The following is a 20,061-nucleotide window of genomic DNA, read 5'->3' on the forward strand; positions in this document are numbered from 1 at the left end:
GGGCGGACACTAGAGGAAAGACGCCTGCGGCGAGGCAGCTTCGGTCTTGTCGGCTTCGGCCTTTTGCTGCTGCACGTCGCCGCACTGCGCACGGTTGCGCAGCACATGCTCCATGACCACCAGCGCGAGCATGGCTTCGGCGATGGGCGTGGCGCGAATGCCGACGCACGGGTCGTGGCGGCCCTTGGTGACCACCTCGACCGGGTTGTTGTGGATGTCGATGGACTGGCGAGGGCTGATGATCGAGCTGGTGGGCTTGATCGCGATGCTCACTTCGAGGTCTTGCCCCGAGCTGATGCCGCCGAGGATGCCGCCCGCGTTGTTGGTGACGAAGCCCGTGGGCGTGATCGAGTCGCCATGCGTGGTGCCGCGCTGGGTGATGCTCTCGAAGCCGGCGCCGATCTCGACGGCCTTCACCGCGTTGATGCCCATCATTGCGTAGGCAATCTCGGCGTCGAGCTTGTCGAACAGCGGCTCGCCAAGGCCGACGGGCACGTTGGTCGCCGTCACGCGGATGCGCGCGCCGCATGAATCGCCGGCCTTGCGCAGGCGGTCCATGTACGACTCGAGCTCGCTCACGTCGGCAATGGGCGCGAAGAAGGGGTTGTTGGGCACGTGGTCCCAGCTCTCGAACGGAATGGCTATTTCGCCGATCTGCGTCATGCAGCCGCGAAACACCATGCCGTATTTTTCGGCCAGCCACTTCTTGGCGACTGCGCCGGCCGCCACCATGGGCGCCGTGAGCCGCGCCGAAGAACGTCCGCCGCCGCGCGGATCGCGGATGCCGTATTTCTTCCAGTAGGTGAAGTCGGCGTGGCCGGGGCGGAACTGCTGGGCGATCTGGCCGTAGTCCTTGCTGCGCTGGTCGGTGTTCTGGATCAGCAGCGCAATGGGGGTGCCGGTGGTCTTGCCTTCGTACACGCCGGAAAGAATCTGCACCGCGTCGGGCTCGTTGCGCTGGGTAACGTGGCGGCTGGTGCCGGGGCGCCGGCGGTCGAGGTCGCCCTGGATATCGGCTTCGCTCAGCGCCATGCCGGGCGGGCAGCCGTCGATCACGCAGCCGATGGCCGGGCCGTGCGACTCGCCGAAATTGGTGACCGCGAAGAGAGTTCCGAATGTGTTGCCGCTCATGGCTGGGATTATCCCTACAAAGCGGCGGCCACTCAGTCAGTCGTGTTTTCCATGCGCTTGGTGAGCGTGCCCAGCTGCAGCTCGATGGAGAAAAGCCGCTCGTTCAGCACGGCGGTCTGCAGCCGTATGGCCTCGATGATGGCCTTGGTCTGCGGGTCCGAGGTGTTTTCGGACAGTTCCGCCAGGTCATGCAGCTTCTTGCGAAGTTCGTTGCTCATGGGAGGCTCCGTTCATCGTCTCGTCGTGGAGCCTGCAGTATGGGTCTTCGTCAGCGCTCCGGCAATGCATCTGGCGGTGCCTTGGGCTGCGCGGCCTCTCCGGCGCTGCGCAGCCGCACGGCCACCAGCGCGCCCACCAGCAGCAGCACCGCCGCGCAAACTCCGGCCGTGAGCCGCATGCCATGCAGCAAGGCGGCCCGGCCTGTGTCGAGCAGTTCGGCGCCAGCGGCGCCTCCGAGTTGGCCGGCCAAGGCCACCGCCCCGCCGAGCGTGCTGCGCGCCGCCTCCACTTCAGCAGCACCCGCCAAACCGGCCGGAACGGCATCGGCCATCGTGCTGCGGTAGATGGCGGCGCCAATGCTGCCCAGAATCGCAATGCCGAGCGCACCGCCGAACTCCGAACTCGTTTCCGAGATGGCCGAGGCCACGCCTGCGCGCTCGGGCGGCGCACTGCCCACCACCAGGTCGGTGGCCAGCGTGAACACCGGCGCCAGGCCCAGGGAGGAAATGACCGCGCTGGCCACCATCCACGCTAGGCCACCTTGCGCGGGGAGCACCACGAGCATCGCGAACCCCAGGGCCGCAACGCCCAAGCCGCCGCCCATCACAAACGCAGGCCGCATGCGGCGCACCAGCGCGGACACCACCATGGAGCCGGCAATGAAGGCGGCCGCGCTCGGCACGCTCCAAAGGCCCGCATGCAGCGGCGAGAGCCCGAGCACCAGTTGCAGGTATTGCGCGTTGTAGAGAAACATGCCGAACATCACGAAGCAGGCCAGCATGTAGGCCGCCAGCGAGATGCTGAACGCCGGCAAGCGGAACAGGCGCAGGTCGATCATCGGGTCGGCCAGCCGCCGCTGCCTGCGCGCAAACGCCCACCCGAGCGCCACGCCGGCCACGATGGCCAGTGCCGACATGGCATCGGGCCCATGCTCCGCCACCTGCTTGATGCCGTAGATGGCCGCCAGCACCGCGCCGAGCGAAAGCGCCACGCTGGCCAGGTCGAGCCGCCCCGCGTTCGGGTCGCGGTATTCGGGCAGCAGGATGGGGCCGAGCACCAGCAGCAGCACCATCACCGGCACGCCGATCAGGAACACCGAGCCCCACGGAAAGAACTGCAGCAGCACGCCGCCCAGCACCGGGCCGATGACCGCTCCGGCCGAGTAGCTGGATATCCAGACGCCGATAGCCACCGTGCGCTGCCCCGGATCGAGAAACATGTTGCGGATGAGCGAGAGCGTCGACGGCGCAAGCGTTGCGCCCGCGACGCCGAGCAGCGCCCGCGTGGCGATGAGCATGTTGGCGCTGGTAGAGAACGCGGCCAGCACGGAAGCGATGCCGAACGCCGCCGCGCCGATCAAAAGCAGCCGCCGCCGGCCGATGCGGTCGCCCAGCGTGCCCATGGTGACCAGCAGCCCGGCGACGAAGAAGCCGTAGATATCGACAATCCACAGCAACTGCGAGGCGGTGGGCTTGAGGTCTTCGCTGATCGACGGAATCGCAAGGTTCAGCACCGTGAGATCCATCGAATACAGCATGCACGGCAGCGCGATGACGGCAAGCCCCGTCCACTCGCGCGCCGTTGCACGGGCCGGCGGCGGCCTGCCGGCAGACGCGTCGCGCCCGCCGGTCATTCAGCCGCTTTCGCCAACCATTGCTCGAGCTTGACCATGGCGCCCGTCCAGCCGTGCTCGTGCCCGTCGCGTGCCACCTCGTCGAAGAACTGCTCGTGCATCAGCACCAGCTCGCAGCCGTTGCCGTCGGGCTCGATCCGCACCGTGACGCGCGACTCGCGCTCCGGCGTGCTGCGCCAGGCCCAGCTGAAAACCAGCTTCCGGTTGGGCACCAGCTCTTGGTAGACACCGCTCACGTCGTGCGTTTCTCCGTCGGCGGCAAGCATGGTCACGCGAAAGCAGCCGCCTACGCGCAGGTCGACTTCGGCCAGCGGAACGGAAACGATTTCTTCCGGGCCGAACCAGGCTTTCAGCGCTTGCGGGTCGGTCCACGCGCGCCAGACTTTTTCGGCGGCGACGGGGTAGTGCCTGCGGAGGGTGAGCGAGGGTCGCTCCGTGGCGGGGGCGGCAGGTTTTGCCATTCGGTCTCCTCTTGGTGGTAGAGATAGCGGGCCAGTGCATCGAGGCGCCCGGTCCAGAATTTCTCGTAACGGGATAGCCACACGGCAGCCTCCTGCATGGGCCGCGGCGAGAGTTCGCATTGCACGACCCGGCCCTCTTTCGTGCGCGAAATCAGGCCGGCGTCTTCGAGCACCCGCAGGTGCTTCATGAAGCCGGTCAGCGACATGCCGTGCGGTTCGGCAAGCTCGGTCACGCTGAGGCTGCGCTCGCCCAGGGTTTCGAGCACGGCGCGGCGCGTCGGGTCTGAAAGGGCGGCAAAGACGGCGTCCAGCGAAACGGGATCTGAGTGAACCATATGGTTTAGTATCCTGTCGCACTCCGGGCACGTCAAGCCATCGCCGGAATCAGCCTTTTGCCGCAGATGTCTTTGGGAACGCTTTATGCGTGCTGCACCCGCGGCACAACCACCACCTGCATCACCTGCAAAGGAGCGCCCCATGCTGGACCGAACCGCTACCCAGTTCTCCCACGTCAAGCCCGGCGATACGGAGTTTGTCTCGGGCGGCCTGCGCGATTTCTTTCTCTACCGAGACCTCGGCATTGCGGAAGCCACCAACGGCAAAGTCATCGCGCACCTCGTCAAAGCCAACATGGCACCGGAAGCGGGCACCGGCTGGCACCGCCACGAGGCGGACTTCCAGATCGTGATCATGGTCAAGGGCTGGGCCCGCTTCATGTACGAAGACAAGGAAACCCTGGTCGAAGCCGGCGACGTGGTGCACCAGCGGCCCGGCATCCGGCACTTTTTGTTCGACTACTCGCCGGACATGGAATACCTGGAGATCGTCTCGCCGGCGGACTTCAAGAGCGTGGACGTCGAGCCGGTTTGCGAGATTCCGCCGCCTACGCCTTGGCCCTGACAGGCAGCCGCGGCTTTTGGTAGCGGCCGTTCAAGGAGCGACCAGCATCCCGCTGACCAGCAGCGCGGCAAACAGTCCGGCTACCGAGCGCCACGACGCCGGACGCACCTCCACCCAGCGGTACAGCACCAGCGCGGCCGCCACCGAAAGACAGAAGGTGACGGCCATGCCGAGCGCGTCGATCCACGCGGCATGCGGCCCCAGTTGCGCAACCATTGCGTTGGTGGCCAGCAGCACCGGAAAGTGAATCAGGAACAGCGAGTACGAGATGCGGCCCAGGCGCTGCAGCGGCATGGCCGCATTCGGCCGGCCTGCGAGCGCGAGCCAGTCTTGCCGCTGCGCAACCGCAATCAACAGCGCGCTTACCAAAGCGATGGCGATGCGGCTGCGCCAATCGATGGCCAGCGCGCCCGCGCCGGTCAGCGCCAGCAGCGCGATGGCGCTCTGCCAGGTGCTGTCGCGCGTGGCGCGTCCGATCCAGAACACCAGCATGCCAAGCCCATAGGCACCGAAGAAATAGAACGCGGTGTCGTCGAGATCGGCATTGCGGTTGAAAACTACCAGCGAGGCGATGGCGACCGCAAGCACGAGCGCCACGGGAATCCAGTGTTCACGCGAGGCTGCCGCCAACGACGTCGCCCTGCCCCGCCGCAACATGGCCGGCATTCCCATGAGCGTCAGCGCCAGGACAAAGAGCTGAAAGTCGATGGCCACATACCAGACGCCGGTGGAGAGCGCGTCGTAGTCCAGCAGGTCCTGCATCAGCAACCCGTGGGCGAGCAGCTGGCCGATGCTGGGCGAAGCCGGCACATCGTCGCCGCTCATCCAGGGGCGCACGAGCGCGGCCACAAGCACGCACACGGTGAGCGCGGCCAGGTAGGGCATCACCAGCCGGCCATAGCGCTGCAGGATGCGCGCCATGGGCCGGTCGACGCGCAGCACGCCGTCGGGCGCCAGGCTGGCGGCCGCCAGAAAGCCTGCGATCACCAGGAACACCTGCACGGCAAGCCGGCCGTCGTCGGCCAGCCAGCCCAGGAAATCGGGTGCCAGGGGAAACGCGCCCGCCGGCATCGCGCCATAACGCGTCAGGTGGTGCCCGACGATCACCGCGCAAGCAATGCCCTTGGCAATGTCGAGCAGCGGCATTCGCCCGCGCTGCGGGGGCTCTGCGGCGGGCGCCGGTTTATCTGCCCCGTTCAAAGCGCGAGCCGCTGCCTTGCTTCCTGGTATTCGCGCTTGAGTTTTTCGATGAACGCGGCGGCGCTGGCCACTTCGGTCACGGCGCCGATGCCCTGGCCCGAGCCCCAGATGTCTTTCCAGGCCTTGGCCTTGCTGCCTTCTCCGGCGGCGAAGTTCATGGTCTTCACGTCGCCTTCGGGCAGGTTGGCCGGGTCCATGCCGGCCTTGACGATGCTGGGTGCCAGGTAGTTGCCGTGCACGCCGGTAAAGAGGTTCGAGTACACGATGTCGTCGGAGGTGCCGTCGACAATGGCCTGCTTGTATTCATCGCTGGCACGCGCTTCTTCGGTGGCGATGAAGGCAGTGCCGATGTACGCGAAGTCGGCGCCCATGGCTTGCGCCGCGAGCACCGCACCGCCGGTCGCAATGGAGCCCGACAGCGCGATGGGGCCGTCGAACCACTGGCGGATTTCCTGTACCAGCGCAAACGGGCTCTTCACGCCCGCATGGCCGCCGGCACCGGCCGCCACGGCAATGATGCCGTCGGCGCCCTTCTCGATGGCCTTTTGCGCGAACTTGTTGTTGATGATGTCGTGCAGCGTGACGCCGCCGTAGCTGTGCACCGCATCGTTCACGTCGGTGCGCGCGCCCAGCGAGGTGATGACGATCGGCACCTTGTACTTCACGACCATTTCCATGTCGTGCTCGAGCCGGTCATTGCTCTTGTGCACGATCTGGTTGATGGCGAACGGCGCGGCGGGCTTGTCCGGGTTGGCCTTGTTGTAGGCCGCGAGCTCTTCGGTGATCTCGGCCAGCCAGTCTTCGAGCTGCGCCGCGGGGCGGGCGTTGAGCGCCGGCATCGAGCCGACCACGCCGGCCTTGCACTGCGCGATCACGAGCTTGGGGTTGCTGATGATGAACAGCGGCGAGCCGATGATGGGCAGCGGCAGGTTCGCGAGCACGGGGGGCAGCTTGGACATGTCTTCTCCGGGATGAGTTTCGGTTTTATATAAGAGGAAGGCCGTGCCGCCCGTCAGGTGGGCGACACATGGCCTTGGGTCAGAAGGCGTCGAGTGCCAGTGCGGTAACGCTTTCCGCGCCGTCGACGATGCTGTCGCGGATGCCCGGTACCTTGTTGAGGATGTGCTCGGCGTAGAAGCGCGCCGTGGCCACCTTGGCTTGCATGAAGCCGACGTCGACGCTGTGCGAGGCAAGGTCCTCGGCAATGATCAGCGAGCGTGCCAGCTGCCAGCCGGCCACCAGGTTGCCCGCCAGCATCAGGTAAGGCACGCTGCCCGCGAACACCGCATTGGGCGATGCCTTGGTCTGGCCCGCGACGAAGTCGACCACCTCGACAAACGCTTGGCGCGCGGCCTTCAGGCGCTTGAGAACCGCCGCGGCCGCCGCGCTCTCGCTCTTGGCGAGCTCGGCCTCGGTCTTCTCGATTTGCGCTGCAATGGCCTTGGCCGTCTGCCCGCCGTCGCGCGCCGTCTTGCGCCCGACGAGGTCGTTCGCCTGGATGGCCGTGGTGCCCTCGTAGATCGTGAGGATCTTGGCATCGCGGTAGTACTGCGCCGCCCCTGTCTCCTCGATGAAACCCATGCCGCCGTGCACCTGCACGCCGAGCGAGGTCACTTCCAGGCTCATCTCGGTGCTGTAGCCCTTGACCAGCGGCACCATGAATTCGTAGAACGCCTGGTTCTGCTTGCGGGCTTCCGCATCGGGGTGGTGGTGCGCCGCGTCGTAGGCGGCGGCGGCCACGCTGGCCATGGCGCGGCAGCCTTCGGTGTAGGCACGCATCGTCATCAGCATGCGCTTGACGTCGGGGTGGTGAATGATCGGCGCGCTGGCGTTCATCGAGCCGTCGACCGGGCGGCTCTGTACGCGGTCCTTCGCGTAGGCCACGGCGTGCTGGTAGGCGCGCTCGGCAATGGCAATGCCCTGCATGCCCACGGCATAGCGGGCCGAGTTCATCATGATGAACATGTACTCGAGGCCGCGGTTCTCCTGGCCGACGATGTAGCCCACGGCACCGCCGTTGTCGCCGTACTGCAGCACGGCGGTAGGACTGGCCTTGATGCCCATCTTGTGCTCGATGCTCACGCAGTGCACGTCGTTGCGCTCGCCCAGCGAACCATCCTTGCCGACGATGAACTTGGGCACCACGAACAGGCTGATGCCCTTCACGCCCTCGGGCGCGCCGGTGACGCGTGCAAGCACGAGGTGCACGATGTTCTCGGCCATGTCGTGCTCGCCATAGGTAATGAAGATCTTGGTGCCGAAGATCTTGTAGGTGCCGTCAGGCTGCGGTTCGGCGCGGCTGCGCACCAGCGCAAGGTCGCTGCCGGCCTGCGGCTCGGTGAGGTTCATGGTGCCGGTCCATTGGCCGCTCACCAGCTTTTCCAGGTACACCGCCTTGAGCTCGTCGGAGCCGGCCGTGAGCAGCGCCTCGATGGCGCCGTCGCTCAGCAGCGGGCACAGAGCAAAGCTCATGTTGGCCGAGTTGAGCATTTCGCCGCAGGCTGCGCCAATGGTCTTGGGCAGGCCCTGGCCGCCGAAGTCCGCCGGATGCTGCAGGCCCTGCCAGCCGCCCGACACGTACTGCGCAAAGGCTTCCTTGAAGCCCGGGGTGGTGGCTACCTCTCCGCCCTTGAATGACGAAGGATTGCGGTCGCCCTCCACATTCAGCGGCGCGACCACGTCCTGGTTGAAGCGCGCGCATTCCTCGAGCACCGCTTGCGCGGTTTCGAGGCCCGCGTCTTCAAAGCCGGGCAGCTTGGCGATCTCGCCGATGTTGGCCAGGTGCTCGATGTCGAACAGCATGTCCTTGAGGGGGGCGGTGTAGCTCATCTCTTGTCTCCAGATACAGCGGATACGAAAAGGGCATCGCGAACGATGCCCTCCGGCTCAGTGCGGCAATCGCGTCAGAGCGCCTTGACCAGTTCCGGCACAGCCGTGAACAGGTCGGCCACAAGCCCGTAGTCGGCCACCGAGAAGATCGGTGCTTCTTCGTCCTTGTTGATCGCGACGATCACCTTGGAGTCCTTCATGCCGGCCAAGTGCTGGATGGCGCCCGAAATGCCGGCCGCGATGTACAGCTGCGGCGCGACGATCTTGCCGGTCTGGCCCACTTGCCAGTCGTTCGGTGCGTAGCCTGCGTCCACTGCGGCGCGGCTGGCGCCGAGGCCGGCGTTGAGCTTGTCCGCCAGGGGCGTCATCACTTCGGTGAACTTCTCGGCGCTGCCGAGGGCCCGGCCGCCCGAGACGATGATCTTGGCGGCGGTGAGTTCGGGGCGGTCGCTCTTGGTGACTTCGCGGCCCACAAAGCTCGACTTGCCGCTGTCGGCCACGCCTTCAGCGGTTTCGACGGCTGCGCTGCCACCCGTGGCGGCTGCGGCGTCGAAGCCGGTGGTACGAACCGTGATCACCTTGGTGGCGTCGCTGCTCTGCACGGTGGCAATGGCGTTGCCGGCGTAGATCGGGCGCTCGAAGGTGTCGGGGCTCACGACCAAAGTGATGTCGGAGATCTGCGCCACGTCGAGCTTGGCAGCCACGCGCGGGGCGACGTTCTTGCCGTTGGCGGTCGAGGGGAACAGGATGTGGCTGTAGTTGCCGGCAATGGCCAGCACCTGGGCAGCGACGTTCTCGGCCAGGTTCTCGGCCAGCGAGGGGCTGTCGGCCACGATGACCTTGGCCACGCCGGCGATCTGCGCGGCGGCCTTGCCGGCTTCGGCGGCATTGGCTCCGGCCACGAGCACGTGCACGTCGCCGCCGCAGGCAAGCGCCGCGGTCACGGTGTTGAGGGTCGCGGGCTTGACGGTCGCGTGGTCGTGTTCGGCAATAACAAGTGCGGTCATGTTCAGATCACCTTCGCTTCGTTCTTCAGTTTGTCCACCAGCGTTGCAACATCAGGCACCTTGATGCCGGCGCCGCGCTTGGGCGGCTCGCTGACCTTGAGGGTCTTCAGGCGCGGCTTCACGTCCACGCCCAGGTCTTCGGGCTTGAAGGTGTCGAGCTGCTTCTTCTTGGCCTTCATGATGTTGGGCAAGGTGACGTAGCGCGGCTCGTTCAGGCGCAGGTCGGTCGTGATGACGGCCGGCAGGCTGAGCTGGATGGTTTCCAGGCCGCCGTCGACTTCGCGCGTCACGGTGGCCTTGCCGTCGGCGACTTCGACCTTGGAGGCGAAGGTGGCTTGCGGCAGGTCGGTCAGGGCGGCGAGCATCTGGCCGGTTTGATTGGCGTCGTCGTCGATGGCCTGCTTGCCCAGGATGATGAGCTGGGGCTGTTCCTTCTCGACCAGCGCCTTGAGCAGCTTGGCAACGGCCAGGGGTTGGAGTTCTTCGGTGGTCTCGACCAGGATGCCGCGGTCGGCGCCGATGGCCATGGCGGTGCGCAGGGTTTCCTGGCACTTGGCATCGCCGCACGAGACGGCGATGACTTCGGTCACAACGCCCTTCTCTTTCAGGCGAACGGCTTCTTCAACGGCGATTTCGTCGAAGGGGTTCATGCTCATCTTGACGTTGGCAATGTCCACCCCGGTGCCGTCGCTCTTCACGCGCACCTTGACGTTGTAATCGACGACCCGTTTGACAGGCACTAGAACCTTCATTGACTTGACTCCATTGGATTGCAAAAAGGGGGCTTCGAGGGCAACCGGTCATTCTAGAGTCCGACCTTTGCCGCCTCTGCTTTCATGGCGATTGCACTGCGGGGTAACAAAAAAGAACGATCGTGCTTTTTCGTGATTATACGGCAGCGTCGGGGGTGCCCGAAACGCCCGGCGGCAGCGACTCGACGCGCACCACGCGCTGGGGGTACGGAATGTCGATGCCCGCGCCGCGCAGGCCTTCCAGAATGGCAATGTTGATGGCCGAGCGAACGTTGTCCTTGCCCTTGTCCGGGTCCGCCACCCAGAAGTTCAGGATGAACTCGAGCCCGTCGGGCGCAAAGCTGGAGAGATAGGTCACCGGCTCGGGATCGGTCATGACGCGCTCTTGCGATTTGGCGGCCCCGCAAAGAATCGACTGGACCTGCGCCACGTCGCTGTCGTAGCCCACCACGATGCTCGTCGTGATGTTGAACTTGCGGTCCGCCATCGAAAGGTTCTCGACCCGGCTGGTGATGAGCGACTCGTTCGGCACGATGGCTTCGCGCCCGTTGCCGGCACGGATGAGCGTGTAGCGGGTCTTGATGTCGGTGATACGGCCTTCGAAGGTGTCGACCTTGACGTTGTCGCCGATGCGGATGGAGCGCTCCAGCAGGATGACGAAGCCGCTCACGTAGTTGGCAGCCAGCTTCTGCAGGCCGAAACCCAGGCCCACGCCCAGCGCGCCCCCAAGAACCGAGAGCGCAGTAAGGTCGACCCCCACCGCGGAAAGCGCAAACAGCAGGCCCACCAGCAGCAGAATGGCGCGGATCGCATTCGACGCCACCTTGCGCATCGAGAGGTCGGTCACCGCCTCCAGCAGGATGCGCTTCTCGATGGTGGCGGCAATCCACAGCGCAATCACCAGCACCAACCCGGCCGAGAGCGCGCCCTGCACGATGGTCTGCAGGCTGACGCGGGTCTTGCCGAACGCCAGCGTGATGTTGTCGAGCTCGGCCAGCACGGGCGGCAAGAGCCCGACGATCCAGAGAATGGCGGCAATCCAGGCTAGCCAGGAGATCGTGCGCTCCAGCAGCCGCACCAGGTTGGAGGCGGGAAAAACCGCCCTCATCACCCGGGCGAACAGGCGAATGACCAGGAGCGACAGGAATACCGAAACCGCGATGCGCAGCACCAGCACCGGCTGGAAGCCGGTCACCAGGCGGCGGGCGAGTTCGGTGAAAACCAGCGCAAGCAGAGGGAACAGCACGCCGTCGAAGGTGCGCTCGCCAAACCAGATCGAATCCTTGGGCTGGTCGCGCCCGAACCAGCGGCTTGCCATCCAGGCCAGGGCCACGCAAGCCACCAGTGCTGCCAGTTCAATGCCCAGGCCGCGCGCGTCGACCTGCGCCAATCGTTGTGTGAAATCGTTGAAATTCATCTCTTCGGAAAACATGGCGCCGTCTTCGCGCCCGCGGCGTTACAGATCGGCCAGGACGCGGATGTGCGCTTCCACGCTGCGCGCCAGCGCATCGAGGTTGTAGCCGCCCTCGAGCATCGAGACGATGCGCCCGCGCGAATGGCGCTTGGCCACGTCCCGAATGCGGCTCGTGATCCAGGCAAAGTCGTTTTCGGTGAGCCCCAGCTGGCCCAGGTCGTCCTCGCGGTGGGCGTCGAAGCCCGCGCTGACAAAGATCATTTCGGGCCCGAACTCTTCGAGCCGGGGCATCCAGGCGGCCTCGATCAGCTCGCGCACGTCCATGCCCTTGGTATAGGCCGGAATCGGCAGGTTCAGCATGTTCGAGGCTGGATCGTCGGTGCCGCTGTACGGATAAAACGGATGCTGGAAGAAGCCCACCATCAGCACGCGCGGATCGTTCGAAAGGATGTTCTCGGTGCCGTTGCCGTGATGCACGTCGAAATCGACCACCGCCACGCGCTCCAGGCCATGCACCTCGAGCGCATGCCGCGCCGCAATGGCCACGTTGTTCAGAAAGCAGAAGCCCATGGCCTGCTCGCGGCAGGCATGGTGCCCGGGCGGACGCACCGAGCAGAAGGCGTTGTCGACCTCGCCGGCCATCACCGCGTCGGTGGCGGCAATGGCGGCTCCTGCGGCCCGGCGCGCGGCCAGCAGCGTGTAGCGGTTCAGGATGGTGTCCGGGTCGAGCATCGCATGGGCGGGCCCGCCGGCCGGCTCGTCGGCCACCAGGCGCTGATGAAGCTCTTCAAGGTATTCGAGGTGCGCCTCGCTGTGCGCCCGGGTGATCTGGGCAAGGGTGGCCAGGGGCACGTCCCGGTGTTCGAGGGCGTCGCCCACGCCGGTCAGCAGCAGCCTGTCTTCGATGGCATCCAGCCGCTCGGGACATTCGGGGTGGCCCCGTCCCATGTCGTGCTTCCAGCAATCGCGATGTGTGAAGTAGCCGGTCTTGCCCATCTCTTTGCCGTGTCTCTGTCGTATCTAGACCTCACACAGCATGGGGCTGCGCGGTCTTACGGTATCGTTTGCATATGGATACAAATATGGACGTTGCTGCGAAGCTTGCCACTTTGCTGAATCAGCTTAACACGGTGATCGTCGGCAAAGAGGCGCAAGTGCGCGACTGCGTGGCCTGCCTGCTGGCGGGCGGGCACCTGCTCATCGAGGATGTGCCGGGGGTCGGCAAGACCACCCTCGCCCATGCGCTCTCGCACACCTTCGGCCTGCAGTTCTCGCGCGTGCAGTTCACGGCCGACCTCATGCCGGGCGACCTGTCGGGCGTGGCCATCTACGACCGCGGGCAGCAGGCCTTCGTGTTCCACCCCGGCCCGATCTTCGCGCAGGTGCTGCTGGCGGACGAAATCAACCGCGCCAGCCCCAAGACTCAGAGCGCCCTGCTCGAGGCCATGGAAGAAAAGCAGGTCACCATCGAAGGCGAGACGCGGCCACTGCCCACGCCGTTTTTCGTGATTGCCACGCAGAACCCGCAGGACCAGCTCGGCACCTTCGCGTTGCCTGAATCGCAGCTCGACCGCTTCCTGATGCGCATTTCGCTGGGCTACCCGGACCGCGCGGCCGAACGCGAACTGCTCGCGGGGGCGGACCGCCGCGAAATGCTGGCCACCCTGCCCGCACTGCTGACCGCCGGCGAACTCACGGCGCTGCAGCAGCGCGTTCAGCAGGTGCATGCCGCCGAGCCGCTGCTGAACTACGTGCAAGACCTGATTGCCGCCACGCGCTCCGGCCGGTGGTTTTTGCAGGGCCTCTCGCCGCGTGCCGGCATTGCCGTGCTGCGTGCCGCCAAGGCGCAGGCGCTGCTGGCCAACCGAAGCTACGTTGCGCCGGACGATGTGCAATCGATACTGCCGCAGACGATTGCGCACCGCCTCACGCCCGTGGGCGACGCCGGCCGCGGGGCCGTGGAACAGGTGCGCGCGATGATCGCGGACGTGCCGCTCCCGTAAAAATGAACCGTTTCGTCTGCCACCGATGATGGCATCGCTACGCTCGCGCATCGACGGCTGGTTCCTGTCGCGCCGGCCGCCGTCGGACACGCTGGAACTCACGCAGCGCAACGTCTACATCGTGCCCACGCGTGCGGGCTGGACACTGGCCGCCACGCTGCTGGTGCTGCTGATTGCGTCAATCAACTACCAGCTCAACCTGGGCTACCTGTTGACCTTCCTGCTCGCGGGCAGCGTGGCCGTGGGAATGCACGTTTGCCATGCCACGCTGCGCGGGCTGGCCATGCACCTGACGCCTCCCGATGCGCACTATGCGGGCGCCGCCGCCGTCTTCCGGGTGGTGCTGCACAACACGCGGCGCAGCGTGCGCTACGGCATCGGCATGGCCGTGCGCGGCAGCGGCCAGTGGGCCTGGACGGACGTGCCGGCCGAAGGCACCTCCACCGTCGAGATCGCGTTCAAGCCCGAAAGGCGCGGGCTCCACCCCGTGCCACCGCTCACCGCCGAAACCCGTTTTCCGCTCGGAACATTCCGCGTCTGGACGGTATGGCGGCCGGCCGCGCAGATGCTGGTCTACCCGACACCCGAAGCGCATCCGCCGCCGTTGCCGCCGGGCGAACCCCTCTCCGGACCGGCCGCGACATCCGCCGCCCTGCGCTCCCACTCGGCCGGTGAATATGACGGCCTGCGGTCGTACCGGCGCGGCGACCCGCTCAAGCTGGTGGTCTGGAAAAAAGCGGCCCGGGCGCAAGCCACGGGTTCTGAAGAACTCGTGAGCCGGGACACGCAGCAAACCCAGCGCGAGGAGCTGTGGCTCGATGCGCAAGCCACCAATCTCGCCGACACCGAGGCCCGCGCATCGCGGCTTTGCGCATGGGTGTTGATGGCGGACCGGCTGGGCGTGGACTATGGCATCCGCATCGCCGGTCGGGTGGTGCAGCCCTCGCAGGGCGAAGCCCACCGCAGAGCCTGCCTGGAGGCCTTGGCACTATGTTGAACGCCGCCCTTTCCTCCCGCAAGGAGCACCGCGCATGAACAAGTTCAGGCGCGAGATCGCGGCGCTGCCGAGGGACGCCCGGGACACGCTGTTCCTGCTCTCGGTCATTGCGCTGATCGTGTTGCCGCAGGCCGAGAACCTGCCGTGGTGGTGCACCGCCATCACCGCGATGGTCCTGGTGTGGCGCGGCACGCTGGCAGTCGACGCCCGCCCGCTTCCAAGCAAATGGTGGCGCGCCGGCCTGCTGGTGCTGGCGGTAGCCGCCACCTTCGCCACCCACCGCACCCTGCTCGGCCGCGACCCGGGCGTGACGCTCGTCGTTATCTTGCTGGCGCTCAAGACGCTGGAACTGCGCGCACGAAGAGACGCCTTCGTGCTGTTCTTCCTCGGCTTCTTCGCGATGCTGACGAACTTCTTCTACTCGCAGTCGCTGATGACGGCGTTCACCATGCTGCTCGCGCTGCTGGGCCTGCTGACCGCACTGGTCAACGCGCACATGCCGGTGGGCAAGCCGCCGCTGATGCAGGCCGCCCGCACCGCCAGCTGGATGGCCCTGCTGGGCGCGCCGATCATGCTTGCGCTGTTCCTCCTGTTCCCGCGCTTCGCGCCGCTGTGGGGTACGCCCAGCGACGCCATGGCAGGCCGCACGGGGCTGTCGAACACCATGCGCGTGGGCACCATCGCCGAACTGGCGCTCGACGACAGTATTGCGGCGCGCATCAAGTTCGACAACGACCGTGCACCGCCCCAAAGCCAGATGTACTTTCGCGGCCCGGTGCTGACGCAGTTCGACGGGCGCGAGTGGACCGCACTGCCCCCGTGGGCGCGTGGCGCGCAATCGTCGGCCAACCTGCGCACCAGCGGTGCTCCGGTGCGCTACGAGATCACGCTTGAGCCCAACCATAGGCCCTGGCTGCTCACGCTCGATGCCGCGCAAAGCGCCCCCGAGGCGCCGGGTTTCGAAGTGACGGGCACGCCCGACCTGCAATGGATCGCGAACCGGCCGGTTTCCGACCTCGTGCGCTATCGCGCCGAAAGCTACACCCAGTTCCTGAGCGGCCCGACTCGGCAAACCGGCGCGCTGCGGCCTTACCTGGCCCTGCCGCCCGGCCTGAACCCGCGCACCGCAGCGCTCGCTGCGGAAATGCGCGCCCAGCCCGAGCTCGCCAATGCCGATACCGCCGCCTTCGTGCGCGCCGCGATGCAACGGCTGCGCACCGGCGGCTACACCTACACACTGGAACCCGGCGTGTATGGCGCCAACACGGCCGACGAGTTCTGGTTCGATCGCAAGGAAGGTTTCTGCGAACACATCGCCTCGGCCTTCGTGGTGCTGATGCGCGGGCTGGGAATTCCGGCGCGCATCGTGACCGGCTACCAGGGCGGCGAACTCAACAGCGTCGACGATTATTGGGTGCTGCGCCAGAGCGATGCGCACGCATGGACCGAGGTCTGGCAGGAAGGCATGGGTTGGGTGCGCGTGGACCCGACCGCGGCCGTATCGCCTGGCCGGGTTGGCCAGTTCCAGCGGCTTGCACCGCAGCCGGGCCTCTTTGCCGGCGCCATCGGCGCGATGAGCCCCACGCTCGCACAGAACGTGCGCGCCGCCTGGGAAGCGGTGAACAACAGCTGGAACCAGTGGGTGCTCAACTACACCCAGAGCCGCCAGCTCAACCTGCTGAAAAGCATCGGCTTCGAAGCCCCAAGCCTCGAAGACCTGGCCTATGTGCTGCTCTATCTGCTGGTGGGCGCGAGCCTTGCCGGCGCGGCCTGGACGCTGTGGGAACGCAGCCAGCACGACCCGTGGCTGCGCCTGCTGGGCCAGGCACGCACGCGGCTCGCGAAAGCCGGGCTCAAGGTGCCCGAAACGGCGCCACCACGCCAGATCGCTGCACAGGCCGAGGCGCGCTTCGGCCCGGCAGCCGGCGCGGTGCGCGACTGGCTGCTGAAGCTGGAAGCCCAGCGCTATGCCAAGGCCTCCCCTGCTTCGCTGGCGGCCCTGCGCGGCGAGTTCCGCCGGCTGAACTGGTCGGCGTTGACTCCCCCGCGCTGAACACCGGCGCCGGAGTCCACTGAGTCCACCTTGGGCGGGCGGCACAATCGCCCCATGCGATCTTTTTTTCCTGCGCCCTTCCGCGCCGCCTCCATTGTCCTCCTGGCCGCCTGCTGCGCCTGGTCCACGGGGGCACAAGCCCAGAAAGCGTCCGGCGCCCGCAGCGCGAAGACGGTGACCGGCAGCACGCCCTATGCCACGCGCGAGGACGCCATGCGCTTTGCCGACGAGGTGGCCGAGCGCCGCGGCCTGGACCGCGAATGGGTGCGCGCCACCATCGGCAGCGCACGCTTCCTGCCGAACGTGCCGCGCCTGATGCTGCCCGGCCCCGTGGGCTCGGTAAAGAACTGGCAGGTCTATCGCAGCCGCTTCATCGATGCCACCCGCATCGCGGCGGGCGTGCGCTTCTGGCGCAACAACGCCGACACGCTCGCGCGGGCCGAGCAGGTGTACGGCGTGCCGCCCGAAATCATCGTGGGCATTGTGGGCGTCGAGACCATCTACGGCCGCAACATGGGCAACTTCCGTGTGATCGATGCGCTGGCGACGCTATCGTTCGATTTTCCGCAGGCGCACCCGCGCGCGGCTGAACGCGAAGCCTTCTTCCGCGGTGAACTCGAGAGCTTCTTGAGCACCGAAAGCCGCACCTCCGAAAACCCGCTGGTGCCCGTGGGCAGCTATGCCGGTGCCATGGGCATGCCGCAGTTCATGCCGAGCAGCATCGCCAAGTACGCGGTCGACTTCGACGGCGACAACCGCATCGACCTGGTGGATAACACCGCCGACGTGATCGGCTCTGTCGCCAGCTACTTCAAGGCCTTCGGCTGGACGCCGGGCATGCCAGCCATCTACCCGGTGCATTTTGAAGAAGAGCGCCTCAAGAAGCCGCTGCTCCTCGCGCCGGACATCCTGCCCACCTTCAGCATCGACAGCTTCGTGGCCGCCGGCGCGGTGCCCGAAGGCGATGGCCTGCGGCACAAGGGGCTGCTGGCGCTGATCGAGCTGCAGAACGGCGCCGACGCATCGCCGACCTATGTGGCCGGCACTCGCAACTTCTACGTGATCACGCGCTACAACTGGAGCAGCTACTACGCAATGTCGGTGCTCGACCTTGGCCAGGAGGTCAAGGCCGCCATGGAGCAATGACCCCGTGACGCCCGAGGCGCTGCTGGACAACTGGAGCGCCGCGTGGCGGGCACTTGGCATGGCCAACGCCGACGAAGCGCTGTGCATCGAACTGCAGCGCCGCTACAGCGAGCCGCAGCGCCACTATCACACCATGCAGCACCTGTGCGAATGCCTCGCGTGGTTCGAGCAAGAGAAAGAACTGGCCGAGCGCCCCGGCGAAGTGGCGCTCGCGCTGTGGTTCCACGACGCCATCTACGACGTGCATGCGCACGACAACGAGGCTCGCAGCGCCGATTGGGCGCGCAGTGCGATGCTCGAGCGTGGAGCGGCTAAAGAAGCGGCTGAGCGCGTGCATGCACTGGTCATGGCCACCCGGCACGACGCAGTACCCGAAGGCCGCGACGCCGAACTGCTGATCGATATCGACCTGTCGATTCTCGGTGCCGAGCGCGCGCGGTTCGACGAGTACGAACGGCAGGTACATGCCGAATACGCCTTTGTGCCCGACGAAATTCGCCGGCCGCGCCGCCGCGCGATCCTGCAGCGCTTCCTCGAGCGAGAGGCGATCTACACCACGCCGCGGATGCATGGGCTGCTCGAGGCACGGGCGCGTGCCAACCTCGTCCGGTCGATCGCAGCAGTGGATTGACCTGCCCGGCTGCGGCCAGACCGCGGTGCTTCAGGCCGGCACCAGCCGCCACCATTCGGAGCGCGGCTTTTCGCTGTTGCGCTCTTCTTCCACGATGCCGACCAGCAAGCCGGCACTTCCCGCGCCTGCTCGCGAAAGCCGCAGCAGCTGCTCCGGATCGCGGCACAGTGCAAAGCTCGCGTCGCCTTGCCATTCAAGGCAACGGCCCACCTCCGCCAGCATCAGCGCGGACTGGCTCTGCATGAAGGTGAACGGCATCAGCATGCCCGCATCGAGCTGGGCCAGCGCCGCATGCGTCGCTCCCCAGGCGCCGCGCATGCTCGACACGCGCAGCCGCGCACCGGCGGGCAGGGCCGCCTCGCCCGCCTCGTCGAGGCAGCGGCGTGCACCGTACATTGCAAGCTCGGTCCACAGGCCCACACGCCGCGGCCGGCGGCCGAGCCGGTGCGCCAGCTGGTCACGCCAATCCGCCGGCAGCGGATCGGCGGTGAAGTGCGCGGCGATGCGCCATGCCTGTTCGAGATGGGTGCTCATGCCGCGCAGTCCTGCAGCACCAGCGACGTATGCCCGCCGCCGAATCCGACCACGTTGAGCAGCAAGTTGCGCAGCCTGGCCGGAGCCTGTGTGCTCAATGCAATGCCGAGTTCGCTGTCGATGGCATAGCCGACAGAAGGCCAGGCGCCGGCTTCGATGCAGCCAAGCAGCAAGGCGAGTTCGGCCGCGCCGGAGGCGCCCAATGTGTGCCCGATCAGCGACTTGAGCGACACCAGCGGCGGCAGCGCGTCGAAGACCTGCTTCAGCGCCTCGGCCTCGATCGCGTCGTTGACCGGGCTTCCCGCAGCCTGCACTTTTATCAAGTCGATGTCCTGCGCTCCAAGGCCGCTGCGCGCCAGGGCTTCCTGGCACATGGCGATCACCGCGCTGGTTTCGGTGCCCGAAGGGTTGCGCCCGTCGACCACGTTGGAACCCCCCGCAATCCGCCAGCGCCCAGGGCGCGAGCTAAGGCGCAGCGCGGCCACCGCCTCACCGAGCACCAGCCCGTTGCGCTCGGCACCGAAAGGCTGCGCCCTATCGGGTGAGAGCAGTTGCATCGCGCCGAAGCCAGCCACGGTGAAGCGGTTGCCAAGCTCGGCGCCGATCACCAGTGCCTCTTCGGCTTCGCCGCTTCGAATAAGGTCGCAGCCTGCGAGCACGGCATTGATCGCGGAGGTGCAAGCTGTCGAGACGGTGAACACCGGCCCCTGCCAATCGAGCGCACCGGCCACGAGCCCGGCAAAGTCCTGGAGATCGCCGCCCAGGCGCAGGTCTTGCACCTCGTGCTCCATGAGGCCGATGTCCAGGGATGACGATGCAACCAAGAGCGGACATGAACGCCCTGCTCCCTCGTCCACTTGCGCCGCCTGCGCCGCCTGCGCCGCCACGCTTCGCACGATGCGCTGCAGCCGCTCGATCCAGCTGCCATCCTGCGGCGGCAGCGTGTAGACGGGCCACTGCACGCTTTCCGAGACCGCCACCATCGTGGGCGGCACGCCCCCGCGCGCAACTGCGGCCACGGAGGACGAGAGATCGCTGCCGAGCGCGCAGGCCAAGCCCATGCCGGCGAGATACACGCTCTCAGCGGTCATCAGACAGCCTTCGCGCTTCGCACTGCGGCGCGAGCTTGCTTGGGGCGACCCGGCGCGGCG

The 20,061-nt window shown here is 66.7% G+C and carries 20 protein-coding genes; 6 read left to right on the top strand and 14 right to left on the bottom strand.

Annotated features, from left to right (window positions below; translation table 11 throughout):
• Positions 1–9: 9 nt before the first annotated feature.
• The 5 genes from aroC to V9K97_RS12025 are packed head-to-tail and all read right to left on the bottom strand — an operon-like array spanning position 10 to position 3,779.
• On the bottom strand, positions 10–1,131 hold the full coding sequence (aroC, locus tag V9K97_RS12005) for a chorismate synthase (RefSeq protein WP_337318263.1): 1,122 nt from the start codon (positions 1,129–1,131) through the stop codon (positions 10–12).
• A gap of 32 nt (positions 1,132–1,163) precedes the next feature.
• Complete coding sequence (locus V9K97_RS12010; protein ID WP_126749054.1) at positions 1,164–1,349, bottom strand: hypothetical protein; 186 nt, start codon at positions 1,347–1,349, stop codon at positions 1,164–1,166.
• 50 nt (positions 1,350–1,399) lie between these two features.
• The gene (locus V9K97_RS12015) at positions 1,400–2,983 is read right to left on the bottom strand and encodes an MFS transporter (RefSeq protein ID WP_337318265.1); all 1,584 of its coding nucleotides are present in this window, start codon (positions 2,981–2,983) and stop codon (positions 1,400–1,402) included.
• On the bottom strand, positions 2,980–3,444 hold the full coding sequence (locus tag V9K97_RS12020; protein ID WP_337318267.1) for an SRPBCC family protein: 465 nt from the start codon (positions 3,442–3,444) through the stop codon (positions 2,980–2,982). The genes V9K97_RS12015 and V9K97_RS12020 overlap by 4 nt, the downstream gene beginning before the upstream one ends.
• Complete coding sequence (locus V9K97_RS12025; RefSeq protein WP_337296424.1) at positions 3,333–3,779, bottom strand: ArsR/SmtB family transcription factor; 447 nt, start codon at positions 3,777–3,779, stop codon at positions 3,333–3,335. Before V9K97_RS12025 ends, V9K97_RS12020 begins: the two co-directional genes overlap by 112 nt.
• 142 nt (positions 3,780–3,921) lie before the next feature.
• Here V9K97_RS12025 and V9K97_RS12030 point away from each other — a divergent pair, with 142 nt between their 5' ends.
• Positions 3,922–4,344, top strand: a complete 423-nt coding sequence (locus V9K97_RS12030) for a cupin domain-containing protein (RefSeq protein WP_126749050.1) — start codon at positions 3,922–3,924, stop codon at positions 4,342–4,344.
• Between the two features lie 30 nt (positions 4,345–4,374).
• Here V9K97_RS12030 and V9K97_RS12035 read toward each other — a convergent pair whose 3' ends face one another.
• From V9K97_RS12035 to V9K97_RS12065, 7 genes are all read right to left on the bottom strand, one after another.
• Positions 4,375–5,490 carry an acyltransferase family protein gene (locus tag V9K97_RS12035; RefSeq protein WP_337318269.1) on the bottom strand — a complete coding sequence of 372 codons (1,116 nt, stop codon included), beginning with the start codon at positions 5,488–5,490 and terminating at the stop codon, positions 4,375–4,377.
• Positions 5,491–5,540: 50 nt separating this feature from the next.
• Complete coding sequence (locus tag V9K97_RS12040) at positions 5,541–6,503, bottom strand: NAD(P)H-dependent flavin oxidoreductase (protein WP_337318271.1); 963 nt, start codon at positions 6,501–6,503, stop codon at positions 5,541–5,543.
• 79 nt (positions 6,504–6,582) lie between these two features.
• Positions 6,583–8,373: an acyl-CoA dehydrogenase gene (locus V9K97_RS12045; protein ID WP_337318273.1), complete on the bottom strand. Its 1,791-nt coding sequence runs from the start codon at positions 8,371–8,373 to the stop codon at positions 6,583–6,585.
• Between the two features lie 74 nt (positions 8,374–8,447).
• Positions 8,448–9,380 (bottom strand): electron transfer flavoprotein subunit alpha/FixB family protein, encoded by a 933-nt coding sequence (locus V9K97_RS12050; RefSeq protein ID WP_258507710.1) that lies wholly within the window; start codon positions 9,378–9,380, stop codon positions 8,448–8,450.
• Positions 9,381–9,382: 2 nt separating this feature from the next.
• Complete coding sequence (locus V9K97_RS12055) at positions 9,383–10,132, bottom strand: electron transfer flavoprotein subunit beta/FixA family protein (protein ID WP_126749040.1); 750 nt, start codon at positions 10,130–10,132, stop codon at positions 9,383–9,385.
• Between the two features lie 136 nt (positions 10,133–10,268).
• A complete protein-coding gene (locus tag V9K97_RS12060) occupies positions 10,269–11,549 on the bottom strand; it encodes a mechanosensitive ion channel family protein (protein WP_337318276.1) in 1,281 nt (426 codons plus the stop codon).
• Positions 11,550–11,588: 39 nt separating this feature from the next.
• Positions 11,589–12,542, bottom strand: a complete 954-nt coding sequence (locus tag V9K97_RS12065) for a histone deacetylase family protein (RefSeq protein ID WP_337318278.1) — start codon at positions 12,540–12,542, stop codon at positions 11,589–11,591.
• Between the two features lie 86 nt (positions 12,543–12,628).
• On the opposite strand from V9K97_RS12065, the gene V9K97_RS12070 reads away from it, so the two are divergent.
• Genes V9K97_RS12070 through V9K97_RS12090 form a run of 5 tightly spaced genes read left to right on the top strand, consistent with a single transcriptional unit; the run spans position 12,629 to position 18,376 of the window.
• The gene (locus tag V9K97_RS12070) at positions 12,629–13,549 is read left to right on the top strand and encodes an AAA family ATPase (protein WP_157614631.1); all 921 of its coding nucleotides are present in this window, start codon (positions 12,629–12,631) and stop codon (positions 13,547–13,549) included.
• A gap of 25 nt (positions 13,550–13,574) precedes the next feature.
• Entirely contained in the window at positions 13,575–14,546 is a 972-nt protein-coding gene (locus V9K97_RS12075; RefSeq protein WP_337318280.1) for a DUF58 domain-containing protein, read from the top strand.
• Positions 14,547–14,580: 34 nt separating this feature from the next.
• Complete coding sequence (locus V9K97_RS12080) at positions 14,581–16,599, top strand: transglutaminase family protein (protein ID WP_337318282.1); 2,019 nt, start codon at positions 14,581–14,583, stop codon at positions 16,597–16,599.
• Positions 16,600–16,653: 54 nt separating this feature from the next.
• Entirely contained in the window at positions 16,654–17,745 is a 1,092-nt protein-coding gene (gene mltB / locus V9K97_RS12085) for a lytic murein transglycosylase B (RefSeq protein WP_337318284.1), read from the top strand.
• A gap of 4 nt (positions 17,746–17,749) precedes the next feature.
• Complete coding sequence (locus V9K97_RS12090; RefSeq protein ID WP_337318286.1) at positions 17,750–18,376, top strand: HD domain-containing protein; 627 nt, start codon at positions 17,750–17,752, stop codon at positions 18,374–18,376.
• A gap of 30 nt (positions 18,377–18,406) precedes the next feature.
• On the opposite strand, the gene V9K97_RS12095 is transcribed toward V9K97_RS12090, so the two are convergent.
• Positions 18,407–18,910, bottom strand: coding sequence for a hypothetical protein (locus tag V9K97_RS12095; RefSeq protein WP_337318288.1), 504 nt, complete (start codon positions 18,908–18,910; stop codon positions 18,407–18,409).
• Positions 18,907–20,001 (bottom strand): beta-ketoacyl synthase N-terminal-like domain-containing protein, encoded by a 1,095-nt coding sequence (locus V9K97_RS12100; protein ID WP_337318290.1) that lies wholly within the window; start codon positions 19,999–20,001, stop codon positions 18,907–18,909. Before V9K97_RS12100 ends, V9K97_RS12095 begins: the two co-directional genes overlap by 4 nt.
• Between the last annotated feature and the right edge of the window lie 60 nt (positions 20,002–20,061).

The sequence above is a fragment of the Variovorax sp. CCNWLW186 genome (assembly GCF_037203865.1).
GTDB lineage: Bacteria > Pseudomonadota > Gammaproteobacteria > Burkholderiales > Burkholderiaceae_C > Variovorax.